Raw genomic sequence first — 17,943 nt, forward strand, 5'->3', positions numbered from 1 at the left:
CAGTATCGCGACCAAGACCGTCCTACCAACGTACTATCATTCCCGGCCGACCTACCGGCGGATGTCACCCTGGACCTATTGGGCGATATCGTTATTTGCGCCCCTGTCGTACAAGAAGAAGCCGCAACACAGGGTAAACCCCTCGCTGCGCACTGGGACCACATGCTGATTCACGGCATGTTGCACCTATTGGGTTTCGACCACGAATCTGACGCTGAGGCGACACACATGGAACTGCTGGAAACTCAGGCGCTAGCCACTCTTGGCTGGCCCTGCCCTTATTACGCCGACCCAGCACATCTGGCACAAGGAACGTCCGGATGAACGATGACCGCAACGGCAACGAAGAAAAATCCCTCCTGGGCCGAATCGCCCAGGCATTTTCTTCGGAGCCTCGGAGCCGGGAGGATCTAAAACAGATCCTTCAGCTGGCTATGGAAAACGACATCATCGAGGAAGACTCACTCTCCATCATCGATGGCGCCATGCAGGTCAGTGGCATGCAGGCGCGCGACATTATGGTTCCAAGACCACAAATGGTCGTGATCAAATCCGAGAGTACGCTTGAGGAAATATTGCAGCATATTTCTGTGAGCAAGCACTCCCGCTATCCCGTAATCGGTGAAAGTCCGGACGATATTCTGGGAGTCCTGCTGGTTAAGGACCTGCTCCCTCAAATACTTTCAGAGGATCGCAAGAATTTTGATATTCGCGAGCTTCTCCGGCAAAGCGTGGTGGTGCCAGAAAGCAAGCGACTGAACGTTTTACTGCGAGAGTTCCGTGAAAACCGCAATCATATGGCTATCGTGATAGACGAGTATGGCGGCGTCGCGGGCCTCGTGACTATCGAAGATGTACTGGAAGAGATCGTTGGCGAAATCGAAGACGAAACGGATGAAGAGGAAGATCAGTTCATTCGCCGGATTGCCGATGACGACTTTTTCGTCCGAGCACTCACACCTATCGAAGACTTCAACGCCTACTTCGCCGTAGCGTTCAGCGACGACGAATTCGACACCATTGGCGGTCTCGTTATGCACGCCTTTGGACACATGCCAACGCGAAACGAGATCACACATATCGAAGGCTTTGAATTCAAGGTCATCAACGCCGACCAGCGAAAAATTCATAGTCTGCGCCTACGTCCACCCGGCGCGGAATGAGCGACGCAGCCAGCGTCTCCACGAGCGCCCTGCCCCGCTGGCAGGTCCTGATGTTAGCGCCGCTTGCCGGCGCTTTAATCACGCTTTCTCTGGCTCCCTTTGACCTTTGGCCGACCGCAATTCTGGGCTGCGCCGTGTACGCCTACCTGCTCGCGAGCTGTACGCCGAGACAAGCCATATGGCGTGGTTGGCTGTTCGGCTTAGGCTTGTTTGGCTCTGGTGCGTCCTGGGTTTACGTCAGCATTCACGTTCACGGCAACGCAGGAGTCCCCCTGGCGGCGGTTTTGACGCTGATCTTCTGTGCAGGATTGGCGCTTCTTCACGCACTGCAGGCATGGCTGTACACACGCATAGTCCGACCACTTCCGGGAGGGATGCTGCTGGGTTTTGCAGCCTTTTGGGTATTTGGTGAATGGGTCCGCAGCTGGCTACTCACGGGCTTCCCCTGGCTGTACCTCGGATATGCTCATGTTGACACCTGGCTGGCTGGCTGGGCGCCCATAAGCGGCGTTTACGGCCTCTCATTTGCCGTCGCGTTCACCTCCAGCTGTGTATTTCTGACCTGGAGGAGCCCTCAACCAGCAACGGTACTCAGCTATGGCGGATTGCTCGCCACACTCTGGGGTGGTGGCCTGATGCTCAAGCCCATTGAGTGGGTTGCACCCGCCAGCGAACTCCCCATCAGTGTCGCCATCTATCAACCCAACATCCCTTTGGAGCAAAAGTGGGATCGACGTAACTACCAAAAAATTCTTCGCCAGTATGAACGCGCGGTGCGCCCGATGTTCGCTCATGATCTGGTGCTGTGGCCGGAGTCGGCTATTCCACGCACCGCTGATCTTGCGGGCGATTTTCTGGATCCCATCGCGCGGCGCGCAAGCCTCAGCGACACTGTCCTCATAACAGGCATTCCCACGCGCGACACCCAGGGCCGGCATTTCAATAGCATCATCGCTCTGGGCCAGGGCAAAGGGCAGTATGACAAACAGCGGCTTGTGCCTTTCGGCGAGTACGTCCCGCTGGAGGCACAGCTTCGGGGTCTCATCGATTTTTTTGACCTGCCGATGTCAAATTTCAGTAAGGGTGCGAGCCAGCAAGGACCGCTCGAAGCAGGCAATCACCGCGTCGCCCCCCTGATTTGTTATGAAATTGTGTACCCCGAACTGGTGGCACAAAGCGCACAACGGGCGGAGTTGCTGGTTACCATTAGCAACGACAGCTGGTTTGGTGCATCTATCGGCCCGCTCCAGCACCTCCAAATGGCGCGTATGCGCGCCTTGGAGAATGGACGTTACTTGCTTCGAGGAACCAACAACGGTGTATCGGCGATCATTGACCACCGCGGTCAAATCGTCGCACGCACAGAGCAGTTCGTAGAGAGCACGCTAGTGGGCGACGCTAAGTTGATGCTGGGGAGCACACCATTTACCAGCTTTGGCTCCCTCCCCTTGTTGATCGCCCTGGGATTACTGCTGGGCAGCATGGGACTTCTGCACAGGACACTCTGGCGAGATAGCGACAGCACCGACTGAGGCTTCGCCGAAAAACGGGTTTACTGCTAATATGCGCGCTTTTTCGCAGGTGGATAAGCGCGCTCGATCGCACCTCCCAACTGCCCTTACGTAGCGCCTGACAAAGCCCATGGAACATTACTACGACCCCCAAAACCTTGAACGTGACGCCCAAACGTTCTGGACAGAGAATCGCAGCTTTGCCGCTCGAGATACCCTCGAGGGTGAGAAATTTTATTGCCTGTCGATGTTCCCTTACCCCAGCGGCAAGCTGCATATGGGACACGTCCGCAACTACTCCATCTCGGATGCAATAGCGCGTTATCAGCGAATGTTGGGTAAAAACGTACTCCATCCCATGGGCTGGGATGCTTTTGGTCTGCCGGCCGAGAACGCCGCCATCGCCAACAAAACCGCGCCAGCAAAGTGGACCTACAGCAATATCGGACATATGCGCGAGCAGCTCAAAGCACTGGGGTTCAGCTTTGATTGGGAGCGGGAACTGGCCACCTGCACGCCCGAGTACTACCGCTGGGAGCAATGGTTTTTCACCCGACTTTACGAAAAAGGCCTTGTTTACAAAAAAATGGCCACAGTTAATTGGGATCCTGTGGATCAGACAGTTCTCGCCAACGAACAGGTTATCGATGGTCGTGGCTGGCGCTCCGGAGCACTTATTGAGCGCCGGGAAATCCCGCAATGGTTTATCCGCATCACGGCGTATGCAGAAGAACTGCTTAGCGATCTGGACAACCTCGACGGCTGGCCCGATGCCGTGCGCACCATGCAGCGCAACTGGATCGGCAAGAGTCGCGGCGTAGAACTGGCCTTTGGTCTGGAAAACGCCATCGCCGGGCAAGAGCGTATCGAGGTATACACGACTCGCCCGGACACCCTGTATGGCGTGACCTATGTCAGTCTCGCGGCAGAGCATCCCATCAGTCTTGCACTCGCAGCGAGCAATCCTGAACTGCAGCAGTTTATTGAGAATTGCAAGCAATCTTCGGTAGCAGAAGCCGCTATGGCCCAGGCCGAAAAGCGCGGTATGGACACGGGACTTCGGTGCATTCATCCCCTCACTGGAGAACAGCTACCCGTGTGGGTCGCGAACTATGTACTCATGGATTATGGGTCTGGCGCTGTCATGGCTGTGCCAGCTCATGACGAACGAGATTTCGAGTTTGCCTGCAAATATGACCTACCTATCAAGACCGTTATTTGTGATGAGCAGGGCCAAGCCGCCAATGTGTCTGAAAACGCGTATACCGCTAAAGGCGCACTGATTGCTTCAGGCGATTTTGATGGACTGGGATTCGATGATGCGGTCGAGCGCATAGCGGCGCGACTGGAAGAACTGGGTGCCGGTAAAATCACCACGCAGTATCGCCTGCGCGATTGGGGCGTCTCACGCCAGCGCTACTGGGGCACACCCATTCCAATGCTCAACCTTCCTGACGGTGGCGAAATACCCATCCCAGCGGATCGCTTGCCATCCTTGCTCCCGGAAGACGTTGTCATGGATGGCGTGGCATCGCCCATCAAAGCGGACCCACAGTGGCGTAAGTTCGACCTTGATGGTCAGGCCTGCGAGCGAGAAACCGACACCTTTGACACGTTTGTGCAGTCGTCATGGTACTACGCACGCTTCACTTGCCCGGAGTATGCCGACGGCATGCTGGACAAAGAACAGGCAGATTACTGGCTACCGGTAGATCAATACGTCGGTGGCATCGAACATGCGATTCTGCATCTGCTCTACGCGCGGTTTTTCCACAAGCTCATGCGTGATGAGGGGCTTTTAAGCTCTGACGAGCCCTTCACTCGCCTCCTGACTCAAGGCATGGTGCTCAAAGACGGCGTCAAGATGTCGAAGTCAAAGGGCAACACCGTAGATCCACAGTCGCTCATTGATAGTCATGGCGCCGATACCGTGCGCCTGTTCAGTCTCTTCGCCGCACCGCCTGACCAGTCTCTGGAGTGGTCTGAAGATGGCGTTGAAGGTGCGCACCGTTTTGTTAAGCGCCTGTGGCGACTCGCACACGAACATACGGATCAGGGCCCTGCTCCGGAAGTGGACAGCAACGCACTCGGTGATGCGGAGCGTGATGCCCGGCGCAAGATTCACGAAACCATCGCCAAAGTCAGTGATGACATGGGCAGGCGCCAAACCTTCAACACGGCCATCGCAGCGATTATGGAACTGTGTAACGAGCTGGGACGTCTTTCCGGGGACAAGCCGCAATCCCGCGCGGTCATGCACGAAGGCCTGGATGCAGTAGTACGCATGCTAGTGCCCATCGTTCCACATATTTGTCATCACCTTTGGGGACTTCTGGGCGGTGACGGGGATGTTTCCTACGCAGCCTGGCCATCAGTGGACGAGACCGCACTGGTGCGCGAATCTCTGGAGATCGTGGTGCAAGTCAACGGCAAAGTACGTGCGCGCATGGAAGTCCCTGCAGATGCCGACAAAGACGCTCTGGAAGCAGCAGCTCTGGCACAGGAAAATGCTCAGCGTTTTATGGATGGAAAGGCGGTACGCAAGGTCATCGTGGTGCCCGGCAAGCTCGTCAACATCGTGGTCGGTTAAACTAGCGCTATGCCAATGAATCGCCGCGACAAACGACTCGAACGCCTCTTAGCCATAGTAGTGTTGTGCCTGGGACTTGCGGCCTGCGGTTTTCAGCTACGAGGCACCGGAGGTGGCTCAGCGCTACCCGCAGAGTGGCGCAGCATGCACTTGGCCTCCAACGACCCTAATGGAGAGCTCACCCGAATCGTCGAATCCAGCTTCAGTGCCAGCGGGATCATTTGGGTAGCCCGTGCAGACGCAAAACACATACTCCGTCTTGGACCCGAATCCTTCAGTCAACGCAATCTATCGGTAAACGCTCAAGCCAGGGCTGCCGAGTTTGATCTGCAAATGCGCGCTGATTTTATGGTTTTTGATGGCGCAGGCACCTTGGTCATGGAGCGCTCTACCGCTGCCGTGAACAAGCAAATGGAGAATGATCCACAGAACGTTGTCGGTAAGGCAGAAGAAGTGCGCGTTTTGCGTGACGAACTCCGGCGCGAGCTCGCTGGTCAAATTCTACGTCGAATCAGCTTCTTCGCTGCTAACGTCGAGTAACGAAGGCCCATGCGCGTTTATCCCGAAAAACTCGCCCAAGACCTCGATCGAACTCTGCACCGCGTATACCTCGTCAGTGGTGACGAAACCCTACTGGTGCAAGAGTGTGCGGACCAGGTCCGCGCAGCCGCGAGGCGCGCGGGCTGCCATGAAAGACATGTCGTGGACAGCAGTGATCGAGGCTTTAACTGGCAAGACCTGACTCAGGATTCCAGCAGCATGTCGCTGTTCGCCGAACAACGCCTCATCGAGCTGCGCATACCAAACGGCAAGCCTGGCGCCGAGGGCAGTAAAGCCTTGTTGGAGTATCTCTCTCACGCTTCTGAGAGCGACATACTGCTGATCGTTGCAGGCAAGATCGACAAAGCCAGCACTAACAGTAAATGGTACAAAGCTATTGATCAGGCTGGCGCCACGATACAGCTCTGGCCCGTGAATGCGGATGAACTCCCGCGCTGGCTTGAGGGCCGAGCCCGGAGCATCAATTTATCCATCGACCCTGAAGGCCTGAGCCTGCTCGCTGAACGGGTCGAAGGAAATCTTCTTGCCGCTGTACAGGAACTTGAAAAACTGCGCCTGCTGGCGGGCGACGCCACGGTAACGGCAAAGCAGGTTGCAGACGCGGTGGCCAACAGCGCGCGCTTCGATGTGTTTACCTTGATTGACGTTGCGCTGGCTGGACGATCTGAGGACAGCCTTCGTATGCTTCACGGACTGCGCTCTGAGGGAACCCAGCCTCCGGCGTTACTATGGGGACTGGTCCGCGAACTACGCTTACTGCGAACTCTTCTGCAAGCCGTAGCAGCTGGACGTCAACCCATGCAGGCACTCACCGAAGCCCGCGTTTGGAAAAACCGACAATCCGTGATCCAGGCCGCCATGCGCCGACACACGGTAGCAAGCTGCGAAGAACTGCTGTCTCTGGCAAGTCACGTTGATGGGTGCATCAAGGGCTATGCCCAGGGGGATCCCTGGGAACAAACCGAATGGCTCATCGTAGGTCTTACCCGGGATGGCAAGCCAACTCTGCGCAGATCGGCCTAGCATGGCAACGCCGCTAACAACAGGTGCCTGCTGGACTCCTGCTCGAGGGCACGGAGTCTCTCACGGTCAAACATCACATCTGGGTCGACTCCAAAGCTGCTTAGGATGAAATCGGTGATAGTGGCTGCCAGCACCAACAAGCCTTCGAAGGATAAGCAACTGCAAAAACATATTCATAGCTGACATGTCTTAATAGGCGACAGGTCAAAAGTATTTACTTGCACGAAGGGCGCTTCCAGACTACTGTTTTTATATACAGTACTTTTGGAGAGCGACCATGTATCAGGATTCAGGCAGCACCTTACACAGCAACCCTCTTAAAAACCCCCTTAACAATCCACACAGCAATCCACACAGCAATCCACACAGTAATCCAGTCAATCACCTGTCTGGGCGTTTAGCGGGAAGGGACATTCCCGAGAGCTTGCACGGCATTATCAGCCGCCGGGATACCTGGCTCGGATACGGCAATCGTGCCTGTGATCCAGCCATTGACACCACTCAGGGCAAGCATCAGCACAGCGATGGCGCGGCAAACAATGATATCCACTACCACCAGCGTATTCCCACCGGCTTTGGGGCACTGGATGCACGCCTGTGCGAGCAGGGATGGCCTCTGGGAACCTGCATCGAAGTACTCAGTGATGCCTCAGGTATGGGCGCTATGGGTCTATTCCTCCCCGCCATGGAAGAGCTCAGTCAGCAAGAGCGCTGGCAGGCATTTATTGCGCCACCCTACACACCCTATGCACCTTTACTTTCGGCCCGCGGTGTCGATACCCAAAAAGTGCTCTTAGTACACCCTCGCGAGCGCGAAGAGTTGCTATGGAGCACCGAACAAGCTCTGCGCAGCGGCACCTGTAGTGTAGTTTTTAGTTGGCTGGGCAACGGGGAATACCGCTACGCCGAGTTGCGAAGACTCCAGCTGGCGGCCGCACGGGGTAATACATTAGCCGTACTTTTTAGGTCCCAGGAGGCCGCACACCAACACGCTCCGGCTGCTCTGCGCTTACAGATGAGTGCTTACCGCCAGGTTCATATCCTCAAACAGCGTAGCGGGTTGCAGGGCATTGATGTCTACCTGCCACCGGAAGATGACGTGCCACATCAACCCCAGCTTTGGGAGCTACCCAAAGACGCAGTGCCTCCAGCAAGTCGAGCAGCATCGTAATCGGCAGAAAGACCTAGCTATTCCCAGTGATCAACGCTCTGGCCTAAAATGAGGGTATTCAATAAAAAAGAGAGAACCCAGCGTGCAGGATTTCCCTCATCACTATCAGGTAAGCGGCAGTGCGACAGCAGACAGCCCCGTCGTACTCAAGGCAGACAATTTGCCAGAGATCGTAACGGCGCCACCGCCTGAATTTGGTGGTCCCGGCGACAAATGGTCGCCAGAAGCATTACTCATGGCCGCCGTTGCAGACTGCTTTATTCTGTCATTTCGGGCCATTGCCCGAGCATCCAAACTGGACTGGAGCGACCTCCAATGTAGCGCTTCCGGTACACTGGACAGAGTAGAGCGTATTACGCAATTCACCGCTATTAGCGTAGAAGCTTCATTAAGGGTTCCCGCCGGCATGGATATCGAAAAGGCCGAGAAACTACTGCACAAAGCCGAGCAAAGCTGCCTGATCACAAACTCACTCATCGCAAATAGCACACTAAGCACAACGATCACAGTAGACAATTAGATTCCCGCGAGCGGTGGTCATCACTGCACCTCACCGCGAAGCTCTCCAGAGCGGCCTACAGGAACCCTCGCATCGCTAGAACGGGATCTATCCACACTATGGCAGTGGTGGATGATATTCCTGCCCTCAGACCCCTGAGACACGCTCTGTCACGCAGAGCCATATAAGCGTGAGAACGCTAATTTCCGCCCATGGAAAACACCAATGGATCAATGGTTGACAGAATACGGTGTCACTATCGGGGGCGGTGGCCTAATCCTGTTTATGATTTTCATCATTTGGGATCTTGCCAAGAGCAGTAATGCCGGCGTTTTTGGCACGATGATTCTTTATCTCGCTCTTGCGCTAGGTGTACTTGGTTTTGTAATCAAAATAGCGATTAGCTATCTCTTAGAGCGCGGCATGAACTGAACAACGACCTTTTGGCCTACTGGGTATCGCCACAGGCCGAAAAATTAAGTACTGTATAAATATACAGTACTTAGAATTTCAGTATGCAACTCTGGTTATGCCTCCGCCTTAGCGAACTGGCTGTTCAATGCCTTCCTCAGCGACGCCCCCAAGCCCTCGCCGTAGTAGATCGACAGCGAATTCATGTCGTCAACGCAACGGCCAGCCTCATAGGGCTTGAGCCCGGCATGGATCCTGCCAGCGCCCGCGCGCTTGCTGGAGACACCCCCCTGCAGCTACTTCCCCGGGATCTCAAGGCAGAAACTCAGGCCCTTGAGAGCCTCTGCTGCTGGGCCTACGGCATTACTCCGCATCTGTATCCATTCAGAAATGACTGCCTGATGCTCGAAATTGGCGGCTCCCTCAAACTTTTTGGGGGCAGCGAAGCAATTCTTCGACACTGTCGACAGGGTTTAGCTGGCCGTGGCTACAGCGCCGACATTGCGCTGGGCACAACACCACTGGCTGCTTGGGCCTTTTCACATACATCAAACGACGACCGGTCATCAAAGGACTATTCACAGCGCGAACACCTCGAGAATCTGTCCTTAAAAACCCTAGAACCACTGCATGAGCAGTTCGTCGCTTTACAGCGAGGTGGATTCAAAACGCTTGGAGAGATCCTGGCACTACCCAACGCGTCTCTAACTCGGCGCTGCGGCAACCAATTTCGGGAACTACTGCAGCACCTAAGCGGTGAAGTCATAGCTCCGCCGGTCCATTTTGAACCTCCAAGCTGCTTTGCAGACAGCTATCCCCTGGGCTATCCCGTTCGCAATCAGGACGAACTGGGGCCCGCGCTAGAGCAACTTCTAACATCATTAGACGATTATTTACGCCAGCGGCAACTGCAAACCCAGCAGATAATCTGGCACTTTTCGGGATTAAACAGTTACCGGGAATCACTGACTGTACGTACCAGCGAAGCCCGTACGCCGCGACAGGATTGGTATCGCCTGACCCGACTACGCTTGGAGCGGCAACCCTTTTCACAGGAAGTGGAGCTGGTACAACTGCGCGCGGACCAACTGGTGTCAGCGCAGCCCACCAGCGGAGACCTCTTTCGACAAGCAAGCCAGTCGGAATCAAGCAGCCAGCTAGTAGATTTACTCAGCAACCGCTTAGGCTCCCAGGCGGTCAATAGCCTCCACCACCGGGATGCACATTTACCTGAACACAGCTCAACAAAAGCACCCAGCGGAACAAGAAACACCCTGCGCCGCGCAAACACTGCTCAGCGACCCTTCTGGCTACTGTCAGAACCTGAATTACTGCGTCATGAAGACCAGGAACTATTGTTCTGGGGCAGCCGACTAGAACTGATTTACGGGCCTGAACGCATTGAAGATGGTTGGTGGGAACGCAGTACCAGTCGTGATTACTTTGTAGCTCGCAACACTCAGGGCCAGCGCTTTTGGGTGTTCCATGAACGCCGGCAACAGCGCTGGTTCATGCAGGGGTTCTTTGCCTAACAGACAAAAAAGCTCGAGCAATTATGACAATTTTGTTACAAATTCATGAAAAATATAGGTTTTTGGGTCAAAGTAGGCGTAAACTGATCCTCTGCCTATCATAGCTATATGTCATTTATGTGACAGTTTTACCAGTCAAAGTGACTACCGAAGTGACCGCTAGGCATAAAATTTTAACTTTAGGTGCAGGCAAAAACCACAGAATCTGAAGGATAAGAACGACCCGAAGAATCAAAGAGTTTGCATGACCCGCATCGCCGTGAGGCGAAGGAGACACAAATGTACAACACACAAAAATCAAATCTCCGCCTGCTGAAAAGCAGCTTGTTGATCACAGCAACCGCATTGGGGCTATCAATACTGCCACTGCAAGCCAGCGCTGAAATCACTCAGGACTGCATTCTCGAAGGCACAGTAGATATGCGCAAAGCCGAGGAACTCGGACAATCGGTATACGTAAACTTCAGCAACGCGCGCCGAGGCACCGAAGCCGGATGCCACCTTAACCGTCGCAGCAAAAGTCGCCGCGTACAGTACATAAGCAGTCCAGACACTAGCAATGTTGAAAACGCCGCTCACGGCAGCAAGGTTCGCTACCGTTACATTGAGCGTGACAATCAGTCGGGTAACTGGGAGTTACTGAAAGTCAAAGGCTTCTGAGCGCACTACGCTAAGTTGTAGCTAGCAATAAGGTCCTGCACATTTGTGCGAGGACCTTATTTATATACCCTCTCCCAGGCCCACTACTGCCTGTCTTGACCGTCAACCGGTGAATGTTCTACCCATATCAATTCGTCGATATCAAACCCCAGCGTTGACGCGCTCTTTAGAAATTCAGCTCGAACCGCATCAGAGACCGTAGGTGTGCGGGCAAGTAACCACAGGTAATCCCGGTTAAAACCAGACACAAAGGCGTGACCGTAATTCTCGCGCTCTACATCAAACACAACGTAAGACGCGTAGAAGGGGCCGAAAAACGACACTTTTAGATGCGCCTCACTCTCAGGCCCTACAAACCGCGCCTTACCCTCAATCTCACTCCACTCTCGGTCCTTGCTGTCATAGCCCCGGTTAAATACTCGAACCGCACCATCCTCGCCCCAAGCGTACTCTGCAGTGACATTTATCAAGTCCCGCTCGAAGCTATGATCGAGACGCGCAATCTCGTACCACCGTCCAAAATACCGCTCGGCTTCAAAGTTCTGCACCGGCACAACGCCATCGGGCGTGCCTAGACAGGCTGAGAGCATCGCTAGCAAACCGGCTACCGCGCTGTAACGCGCTACTCGCCCCAAGCCCTTACTCAATACGCTAACCATCTCTAACCCTTCTCTTGTCTAAGCAATGGAACATCGCAACCCATACCGCAGCGAAGAAGCGACAACAGCCTAAAACCAACGACGAACGCTGCGCCGGTACAGGAGATACGCCTCTCCAAACGTTTGCGTCATAAACCGCTCCTCCGGAACTATCTGAAAGCGTGTCATGTACGCCACAAACGCCACAACCACCAAAAACGACAATCCGCTGGCCAGATATAGACCCCAGGCCAGGAGAACCAGCAACATGCCTAAATACATAGGGTTTCGCGTCCAGTGATAAACCCCGCCAGTCACCAAGGTGGTCGATTGCCCTGGGTACCGTGGATCAACGGTGGTGCTTGCGCGTCGAAAAGCACTAACCCCAAGCAGCGCAATCGCAACCCCCATAATCAACAGAGCCGCCGACAGCCACCCTGCAAACGATAAGGTAAGCGCGGATACAGAGTCCACCCGATCAATACCCCACATGGCGGCCCCTGCGACAAGAAGCTGAAGGACCGGTGGCAGCCTGAGCTCAAAATTCATGCTGAGAGCTTAACGCTTTCTACGGCGTAACTGATGACTGAATTTGCGGCAGCGCAAAACATGAAACTCCTCCTCGTAGCGGCTACGCGACTTACGCCAGGACTCCATGCGAGTATAAGAACCACCCCGGCGCCGCAGTTGGGTGTAATGCTCAATCTTGTTACTTAAGTAAACGCAGCGCTCAAACACCTGACTCGGTTTTGACGCGACAGACCCCTGCCCTACCAGCAACAATGAAACGAAAAACAACATCCTGAGCATTGCGTCATGCTCGGCCGAATCAGGCTGGTCTGGAACATCACGGGAGAGCAGGAATCCTCAGATACGGTCAGCACTCCCGTCAAAGCTAAACGCGAGTCGCACAGCACCGTCGGGCTAGATCAGGGCATTGGCCAGCATGTATAGCGGGGAGCTGGGTATTCCGCCATCGTGGAAAAGTACGATAACGTCATCGGGCTTCACTCTCTCCATCAGCTGCTGCAGGAATACCGTGGCTTCCGCCTCCTGCAAAGCATTGAGATTAATGTGCGTCAGTGACTTAAAGCCCGGCGCTAAATGTGGCGCCACAAACGCGCCAAAGGAGTTCGACAACAGTAAAGCCGAGCGATTCGACGCCGGCTTCGCTGATACATAGCTGCCAAAATCCCGTGCCCGGACGTAATAGCGTGTAACCCAATCGGGCTCGCCGCGCTTAACGCTAACCCGGTAATCCGCGTAGGGGTAAGTCCATGCCTGCACCCGACGAACGAAGCCTAGCGCACGCATGTCGGCACTGATCACACTCAACTTGGCGCCTTTGGAATACGCCGCACCAGGATCAATGCCTAAGGACTGCAACAACCCCCCAGCAAATTCGTGGTTGATCATGCTCGCAGAATGAAAATTCCCCGGCGGATAAAAAGCAGGCTGATCACGCATGGAGAGCAGCTTTTCGACGGGAAAGTGAACACGGTAGTTTTTCCCCGAAGAGCCTTTCCTAAGTTGTCCCGCGGCACTGTCCATAGGGTCAAGAGACATGCAGGCCTTTCTGTGCGGAGCAGGCACTGTCGCAGGCAGATTCTCCGGGTATAGCAGCGGTTTGGAGGGCACTATCGCATAACTGATAGTCGCTCCGTAACCACGTACCACCGCAGCAAACGACGCCATAGCCCTCTCGGTTTTTTTGACATGTGGCGCACTGGGTTTGCACAGCTTTTTGATAGCTGCATAGGGTCGCGTTGCGCTGTGGGCGTTAAAAAACACAAAGCCATCGTCGCCCACATCAACATTGGCAATGGGGCTATCGTTGAATACATAAAACTGAAACTGTCGATAGATCCTGTTGAGGGGCGTTGCGAAGCCGATATGATCGTCAATAAAACCCTCGAGACCCTTGAAAAAGTCTTTAGAGGACTGCGCCTGCATCACATTGGGCAGCGATGCCAGCTCACGCTTTTCCCAGTTCTGACGGGCTTGATGATTCGTAAAGAAGCCGGCCAGTGCCGGCAAAAGAAACGTAAAGGCGACACAGACAATAATGAGCCGCGCACGGCCGCCGAATTCTACGATTTCACTTTGCTCATGACTGCTCACCGGCTAAAACCTGAAGTAAATAAATGGATTGTAGGTGCCCGACATAATGTACATCGAACAGAAAAGAAACAACGCGAGAGCCACAAAGCCATTCAGAACAAATCGCGCAGGGTGTGCGCTACGAGCATCGGCACTATCTTCGCCATTTCTAAATGTCTTCGTACGCTCCAGCACCGGCATGGCAAACAGCAGGCCTAAGAGCATAAAGATCAGGTTCTCTGTACTGACAAGGCGCACGAAGCTGATGCCCTTTCCAGGAACCGAAGAGAACATCGCCTGGAGATAGTAGCTCGCCTGCGCAAAGTTTTCTGCGCGAAAAACCACCCAACCGATCATCACCAGCAAGAGCGCATATCCGTGCTGCGCAGGACTTGGAAGCCTTGAAAGCATGCGACCAAGGCCCGCGCGCTCCACAGCCAGAATGACACCATGAAAAACACCCCAGACCACAAACGTCCAAGCAGCGCCGTGCCACAAACCGCAAAGCAGGAACACGGTAAAGAGATTGACGTAAGTCCTTAGATTGCCCTGCCTGTTTCCACCGAGCGGTATGTATAAATAATCGCGAAACCAGGATGACAGCGACATGTGCCAGCGGCGCCAGAACTCCGTAATTGATCGAGATGTATACGGGAAATCAAAGTTCTTGGGGAAGTGAAAACCCATCACCCGGCCAATCCCAATAGCCATCAGAGAGTATCCGGCAAAATCAAAGAAAATCTGCAGGGTATAAGCCAAGATGCCAACCCAGGCGTTTGCCGTGGACAGCTGCGCCGGAGCAAGCCCAAATGCGGCATCAGCAACCTCCGCAGCATTATTGGCAAGCAGAACTTTATAGCTCAATCCCAGCACAAATAAAATCACGCCACGATACACGTCGTAGGCCGAAATCGACCGATGCCTGATCGCCTGGGCGACAGTGGCGTAACGCACAATTGGCCCTGCGATAAGTTGCGGGAACATCGCTATATAGAGCGCCAGATCAAAGTATGACTTTGCTCTAGGCGAATCACCTCGATACACGTCAATGAGATAAGAAATGGATTGAAAAATGAAGAACGAGATCCCCAGAGGAAGATGGGGTATGTCTTGCTCGGGTATCGGTAATTCCAGAACACTGGCAACCAGGAAACCAAAGTACTTGTAGTAGCCCAAAACCAAGAGGTTTACAGTCACGCCCAAGGCAAGAAAACGCGAACGACTTCGGCCCTCCTCCACCCGCTGCCCAATCAGATAGTTAAAGCCAACGGTCATTAGTAGCAAGAGAACGTATGCGCCCTCGCCCCAGGCAAAGAACAGCAGACTAAAAACCAGCGCCGTAAGATTTCGCCACGGCAGCACTGCATAACAAAGCAGAAACAGCGGCAGGAAAACAAACAAAAACGACGTGGTTGAAAAAATCATAATTGAGGTGACAAGGGGCTCTCGCAAAGACCGGCAGTCTTATAGCAGGCCGCCCTGCGATTTGCGAGCACCAAACCGCCGTCTCCTTAACTCAAAGCAGCTGAATCTCCGCAACCAGGGGCACCCAATGCCTAGCGCCCGGCAGCATCGGAACGACCCAGCTGACCAACCTTAGTGCACCCCGAGGAAATCGCGGATAGTCGACCAGATCTATGTTGCAGGGCCGCCTAACCCAGCCCTTGAGCTTTGTGCGTAACGAAAATCGATGCACGCCCCAAGGCATTACCGGCGTTCGATAGTGACGCGTAAGAGGCAGCCCTTTAGCTAATACTGAAGCGCGAGACACCCAGTAGGGAATGACATCAAAAACCAGCTGGCACTGAGGAAAACGGGCCGCAATATCATTGAGTAGGCCCCTCACCTCCTGCTCCTGAAAGTACATAAACAAGCCCTGAGCTGCTATCAAAACGGGCCGGTCTTCAGGAATACGGTCCATCCAGGCCCGATCTGTAGCCGAGAGCGTAATATGCGTATGTCGTTCATCAGGCGCGATGAATCGCTCGCGGATTTCTATGGCCGCTGGCAAATCTACTGTGTACCAGGCGCATGAATCATCGGATATTCGATAGCGCTGAGTTTCCAGGCCTTCGCCAAGATTGACGATGCTCCCGCCGGGATTCTCAGCTATAAACGTCGACACTGAGCGATCAAACATGCGTGCGCGCAGCGCAGCCATGGGATTGCTTCGTCCAAAGCTGCGTTCAAAGTCGTAATCAAGACTTTGATAGATCTCTACCGCTTTTGCGTCGGGAAACACACTGTCTGGCCGCATCGCTTCTACGGCCCGGCTGTGCAACGTCCACAACATGGTTTCGGGCACATCGGTGAGACCGGGCTCGCGGGGCTCACTCATTGTTTTTTCCGCCGTTCTTCGCGTGCAAGATCTTCTATGAGTCTTGGAACATAACTATCGTCCCCTTTAATCAACCGATGGTTGTCAGCGATGTCAAATCGCTTCCCCGTCATGTCGACAAAGTTCTTCAACGCTGCAATACGCTCATCTAACCACGAGCCTTTGGTCCGCTTCTTGTGGTTATGCTTAAGTATGACCCGATTTCCAGGATGACTAAAAAAAGGCTCCGGGGGCAGATGCGGCACTAGATCACCAGAATTCACAATGCGAAAGTGAGGAGCTTTGAGCCGCTTATTCAACTCTGAGGCAAATTTTGCGTTGCCCGGACGTGGACTGGCAAATGTGTAAATCCCATAAACATCAATGCCGTTTTCCAACAGCATGCCGGCATACAGTGAGCATAAGGCTCCACCCAGACTATGTCCGGTGATCCAGACTCTGCGAGGCTTAGCAGCATCAGCTCTGAGCATTTCGGTCAACTTAATAACAGCCGGGAACAAGGCATCCTGAAAGCCCTCGTGAGCGCCGGTTGTATCGAAAGGCCCAGGGTCCTGCGAGGCCTGAAAACTTGTAAACCAGTCACTTGAGGAATCACCGCCGCGAAAAACGACAACAATATTGTCCTTATCGGCCATGAGAAAACACTGAGTATCAATATCCGGTTTTTTCTCGCGCGACACCAAGGCAAGAAACTCATAGCACCAGGTCTTTTCGACACACTTCTTGATGGGACGCTGACTCGCGTAGGAAAGTGCACAGGCCAGCGCCAGAGACAGCGCATTCTGAGGATCGTAAGCGTCATTAGGTCGCAAGGCCTTAAAGTGCTCCTCGTACTTCATACGCCATACCTCTCAATGAGATAAATATTCGTTTTAGCATTATGCCGGTATGCTGAGGCCTTGCGAGAATAATATCGGATAAGGAAATCGTTGATGAGCGAAGCGGAACCCAAATTGGCTGGCAAAGTCGCACTAGTTACCGGAGCTGCCTCAGGAATAGGCGAAGCGTCCGCCCGGAAACTCTCAGCCAACGGTGCTGCTCTCGTGTTGAGCGACATCAACGAATCAGGTGCAGCAGCATTGGCTTCAGAGCTTGTTGCCACTGGCGGCAAGGCCATCGCAATCCGGCATGACGTCACGCAGCCTGATGATTGGGAGCGAATAATCGCACTCACAGTAGAAAACTTTGGTGGCCTGGATATTCTGGTCAACAACGCCGGCATTCCCGGAGACAACACAGGCCTAATGGATCTCGATCTGAGTAAATGGCATAGCGTACTTTCGGTCAATTTGGACGGCGTCTTTTTGGGCCTACGTTACGCTGGCCCCGCCCTTGAAAAGCGTGGTGGCGGTTCAGTGATCAACGTCAGCTCCATCCTAGGTAAGGTTGGCTTACCCGGTGCTGCCGCCTATTGCGCCTCCAAAGGCGGCGTGAGTCTGCTAAGCAAATCCGCGGCATTAGAATGGGCTCCCCTGAAGATTCGCGTCAACTCAGTGCATCCAGGCTTTGTAGAAACACCGCTTGTGGATCAAGCTTTGCAAAATCATGAAGACGCCGCTGGCATGCGTGAACTTTTGGTCGCCGCGCATCCTCTGGGACGCCTTGGACAGGCAGAAGAGATCGCAAACGCTGTGGCTTTTCTTGCATCCGATGAGGCGAGCTTTATGACCGGCTCAGAGATGGTGATTGACGGCGGTTACACCGCCCAGTGAATTATTGACGCCGACTTCTGCAAACTGGATGTAG

General features: G+C 54.1%; 18 protein-coding genes. 12 read left to right on the forward strand and 6 right to left on the reverse strand.

Features of this window, described 5'->3' with window-relative positions; translation table 11 throughout:
• The 11 genes from ybeY to ACI9KD_RS06335 all read left to right on the forward strand — a co-directional run.
• Positions 1 to 324: rRNA maturation RNase YbeY (ybeY, locus tag ACI9KD_RS06285; RefSeq protein ID WP_414980308.1), on the forward strand; the 324-nt coding region annotated here is incomplete at its 5' end.
• A complete protein-coding gene (locus ACI9KD_RS06290) occupies positions 321 to 1,163 on the forward strand; it encodes an HlyC/CorC family transporter (protein WP_414980309.1) in 843 nt (280 codons plus the stop codon). The genes ybeY and ACI9KD_RS06290, both read left to right, overlap by 4 nt.
• A complete protein-coding gene (lnt, locus tag ACI9KD_RS06295) occupies positions 1,160 to 2,695 on the forward strand; it encodes an apolipoprotein N-acyltransferase (RefSeq protein ID WP_414980310.1) in 1,536 nt (511 codons plus the stop codon). Before ACI9KD_RS06290 ends, lnt begins: the two co-directional genes overlap by 4 nt.
• A 109-nt stretch (positions 2,696 to 2,804) precedes the next feature.
• Positions 2,805 to 5,264, forward strand: coding sequence for a leucine--tRNA ligase (gene leuS / locus ACI9KD_RS06300; protein WP_414980311.1), 2,460 nt, complete (start codon positions 2,805 to 2,807; stop codon positions 5,262 to 5,264).
• 15 nt (positions 5,265 to 5,279) lie between these two features.
• Positions 5,280 to 5,804 carry an LPS assembly lipoprotein LptE gene (gene lptE / locus ACI9KD_RS06305; RefSeq protein ID WP_414980312.1) on the forward strand — a complete coding sequence of 175 codons (525 nt, stop codon included), beginning with the start codon at positions 5,280 to 5,282 and terminating at the stop codon, positions 5,802 to 5,804.
• 9 nt (positions 5,805 to 5,813) lie between these two features.
• Positions 5,814 to 6,848, forward strand: a complete 1,035-nt coding sequence (gene holA / locus ACI9KD_RS06310; RefSeq protein WP_414980313.1) for a DNA polymerase III subunit delta — start codon at positions 5,814 to 5,816, stop codon at positions 6,846 to 6,848.
• A gap of 277 nt (positions 6,849 to 7,125) precedes the next feature.
• Complete coding sequence (gene imuA, locus ACI9KD_RS06315; protein ID WP_414980314.1) at positions 7,126 to 8,019, forward strand: translesion DNA synthesis-associated protein ImuA; 894 nt, start codon at positions 7,126 to 7,128, stop codon at positions 8,017 to 8,019.
• 82 nt (positions 8,020 to 8,101) lie between these two features.
• Positions 8,102 to 8,539: an OsmC family protein gene (locus ACI9KD_RS06320; RefSeq protein WP_414980315.1), complete on the forward strand. Its 438-nt coding sequence runs from the start codon at positions 8,102 to 8,104 to the stop codon at positions 8,537 to 8,539.
• A 204-nt stretch (positions 8,540 to 8,743) separates the two neighbouring features.
• Positions 8,744 to 8,950, forward strand: a complete 207-nt coding sequence (locus tag ACI9KD_RS06325; protein WP_414980316.1) for a DUF2788 domain-containing protein — start codon at positions 8,744 to 8,746, stop codon at positions 8,948 to 8,950.
• An 83-nt stretch (positions 8,951 to 9,033) separates the two neighbouring features.
• A complete protein-coding gene (locus ACI9KD_RS06330; protein ID WP_414980317.1) occupies positions 9,034 to 10,461 on the forward strand; it encodes a Y-family DNA polymerase in 1,428 nt (475 codons plus the stop codon).
• Positions 10,462 to 10,740: 279 nt separating this feature from the next.
• Positions 10,741 to 11,121: a hypothetical protein gene (locus ACI9KD_RS06335; protein WP_414980318.1), complete on the forward strand. Its 381-nt coding sequence runs from the start codon at positions 10,741 to 10,743 to the stop codon at positions 11,119 to 11,121.
• Between the two features lie 83 nt (positions 11,122 to 11,204).
• On the opposite strand, the gene ACI9KD_RS06340 is transcribed toward ACI9KD_RS06335, so the two are convergent.
• The 6 genes from ACI9KD_RS06340 to ACI9KD_RS06365 form a co-directional block, all read right to left on the reverse strand.
• Positions 11,205 to 11,780, reverse strand: a complete 576-nt coding sequence (locus ACI9KD_RS06340; RefSeq protein ID WP_414980319.1) for a lipocalin family protein — start codon at positions 11,778 to 11,780, stop codon at positions 11,205 to 11,207.
• 69 nt (positions 11,781 to 11,849) lie between these two features.
• The gene (locus ACI9KD_RS06345) at positions 11,850 to 12,308 is read right to left on the reverse strand and encodes a methyltransferase family protein (RefSeq protein WP_414980320.1); all 459 of its coding nucleotides are present in this window, start codon (positions 12,306 to 12,308) and stop codon (positions 11,850 to 11,852) included.
• Positions 12,309 to 12,683: 375 nt separating this feature from the next.
• The gene (locus tag ACI9KD_RS06350; RefSeq protein ID WP_414980321.1) at positions 12,684 to 13,880 is read right to left on the reverse strand and encodes a hypothetical protein; all 1,197 of its coding nucleotides are present in this window, start codon (positions 13,878 to 13,880) and stop codon (positions 12,684 to 12,686) included.
• A 3-nt stretch (positions 13,881 to 13,883) separates the two neighbouring features.
• A complete protein-coding gene (locus tag ACI9KD_RS06355) occupies positions 13,884 to 15,284 on the reverse strand; it encodes an MBOAT family O-acyltransferase (protein WP_414980322.1) in 1,401 nt (466 codons plus the stop codon).
• A 91-nt stretch (positions 15,285 to 15,375) separates the two neighbouring features.
• Positions 15,376 to 16,197, reverse strand: a complete 822-nt coding sequence (locus ACI9KD_RS06360; RefSeq protein ID WP_414980323.1) for a class I SAM-dependent methyltransferase — start codon at positions 16,195 to 16,197, stop codon at positions 15,376 to 15,378.
• Positions 16,194 to 17,036: a lipase family protein gene (locus ACI9KD_RS06365; protein ID WP_414980324.1), complete on the reverse strand. Its 843-nt coding sequence runs from the start codon at positions 17,034 to 17,036 to the stop codon at positions 16,194 to 16,196. Before ACI9KD_RS06365 ends, ACI9KD_RS06360 begins: the two co-directional genes overlap by 4 nt.
• A 93-nt stretch (positions 17,037 to 17,129) precedes the next feature.
• Between ACI9KD_RS06365 and ACI9KD_RS06370 the strand changes: the two genes are divergently transcribed.
• Complete coding sequence (locus ACI9KD_RS06370; RefSeq protein ID WP_414980325.1) at positions 17,130 to 17,909, forward strand: SDR family NAD(P)-dependent oxidoreductase; 780 nt, start codon at positions 17,130 to 17,132, stop codon at positions 17,907 to 17,909.
• The last annotated feature ends 34 nt before the right edge of the window (positions 17,910 to 17,943 follow it).

This window comes from Congregibacter sp. (genome assembly GCF_047617445.1).
Lineage (GTDB): Bacteria > Pseudomonadota > Gammaproteobacteria > Pseudomonadales > Halieaceae > Congregibacter.

Coding starts and splice junctions, on each gene's coding strand:
- ACI9KD_RS06290 (WP_414980309.1), top strand. CDS start 321: ATGAACGATGACCGCAACGGCAACGAAGAAAAATCCCTCCTGGGCCGA.
- lnt (WP_414980310.1), top strand. CDS start 1,160: ATGAGCGACGCAGCCAGCGTCTCCACGAGCGCCCTGCCCCGCTGGCAG.
- leuS (WP_414980311.1), top strand. CDS start 2,805: ATGGAACATTACTACGACCCCCAAAACCTTGAACGTGACGCCCAAACG.
- lptE (WP_414980312.1), top strand. CDS start 5,280: ATGAATCGCCGCGACAAACGACTCGAACGCCTCTTAGCCATAGTAGTG.
- holA (WP_414980313.1), top strand. CDS start 5,814: ATGCGCGTTTATCCCGAAAAACTCGCCCAAGACCTCGATCGAACTCTG.
- imuA (WP_414980314.1), top strand. CDS start 7,126: ATGTATCAGGATTCAGGCAGCACCTTACACAGCAACCCTCTTAAAAAC.
- ACI9KD_RS06325 (WP_414980316.1), top strand. CDS start 8,744: ATGGATCAATGGTTGACAGAATACGGTGTCACTATCGGGGGCGGTGGC.
- ACI9KD_RS06330 (WP_414980317.1), top strand. CDS start 9,034: ATGCAACTCTGGTTATGCCTCCGCCTTAGCGAACTGGCTGTTCAATGC.
- ACI9KD_RS06335 (WP_414980318.1), top strand. CDS start 10,741: ATGTACAACACACAAAAATCAAATCTCCGCCTGCTGAAAAGCAGCTTG.
- ACI9KD_RS06340 (WP_414980319.1), bottom strand. CDS start 11,780: ATGGTTAGCGTATTGAGTAAGGGCTTGGGGCGAGTAGCGCGTTACAGC.
- ACI9KD_RS06345 (WP_414980320.1), bottom strand. CDS start 12,308: ATGAATTTTGAGCTCAGGCTGCCACCGGTCCTTCAGCTTCTTGTCGCA.
- ACI9KD_RS06355 (WP_414980322.1), bottom strand. CDS start 15,284: ATGATTTTTTCAACCACGTCGTTTTTGTTTGTTTTCCTGCCGCTGTTT.
- ACI9KD_RS06360 (WP_414980323.1), bottom strand. CDS start 16,197: ATGAGTGAGCCCCGCGAGCCCGGTCTCACCGATGTGCCCGAAACCATG.
- ACI9KD_RS06365 (WP_414980324.1), bottom strand. CDS start 17,036: ATGAAGTACGAGGAGCACTTTAAGGCCTTGCGACCTAATGACGCTTAC.
- ACI9KD_RS06370 (WP_414980325.1), top strand. CDS start 17,130: ATGAGCGAAGCGGAACCCAAATTGGCTGGCAAAGTCGCACTAGTTACC.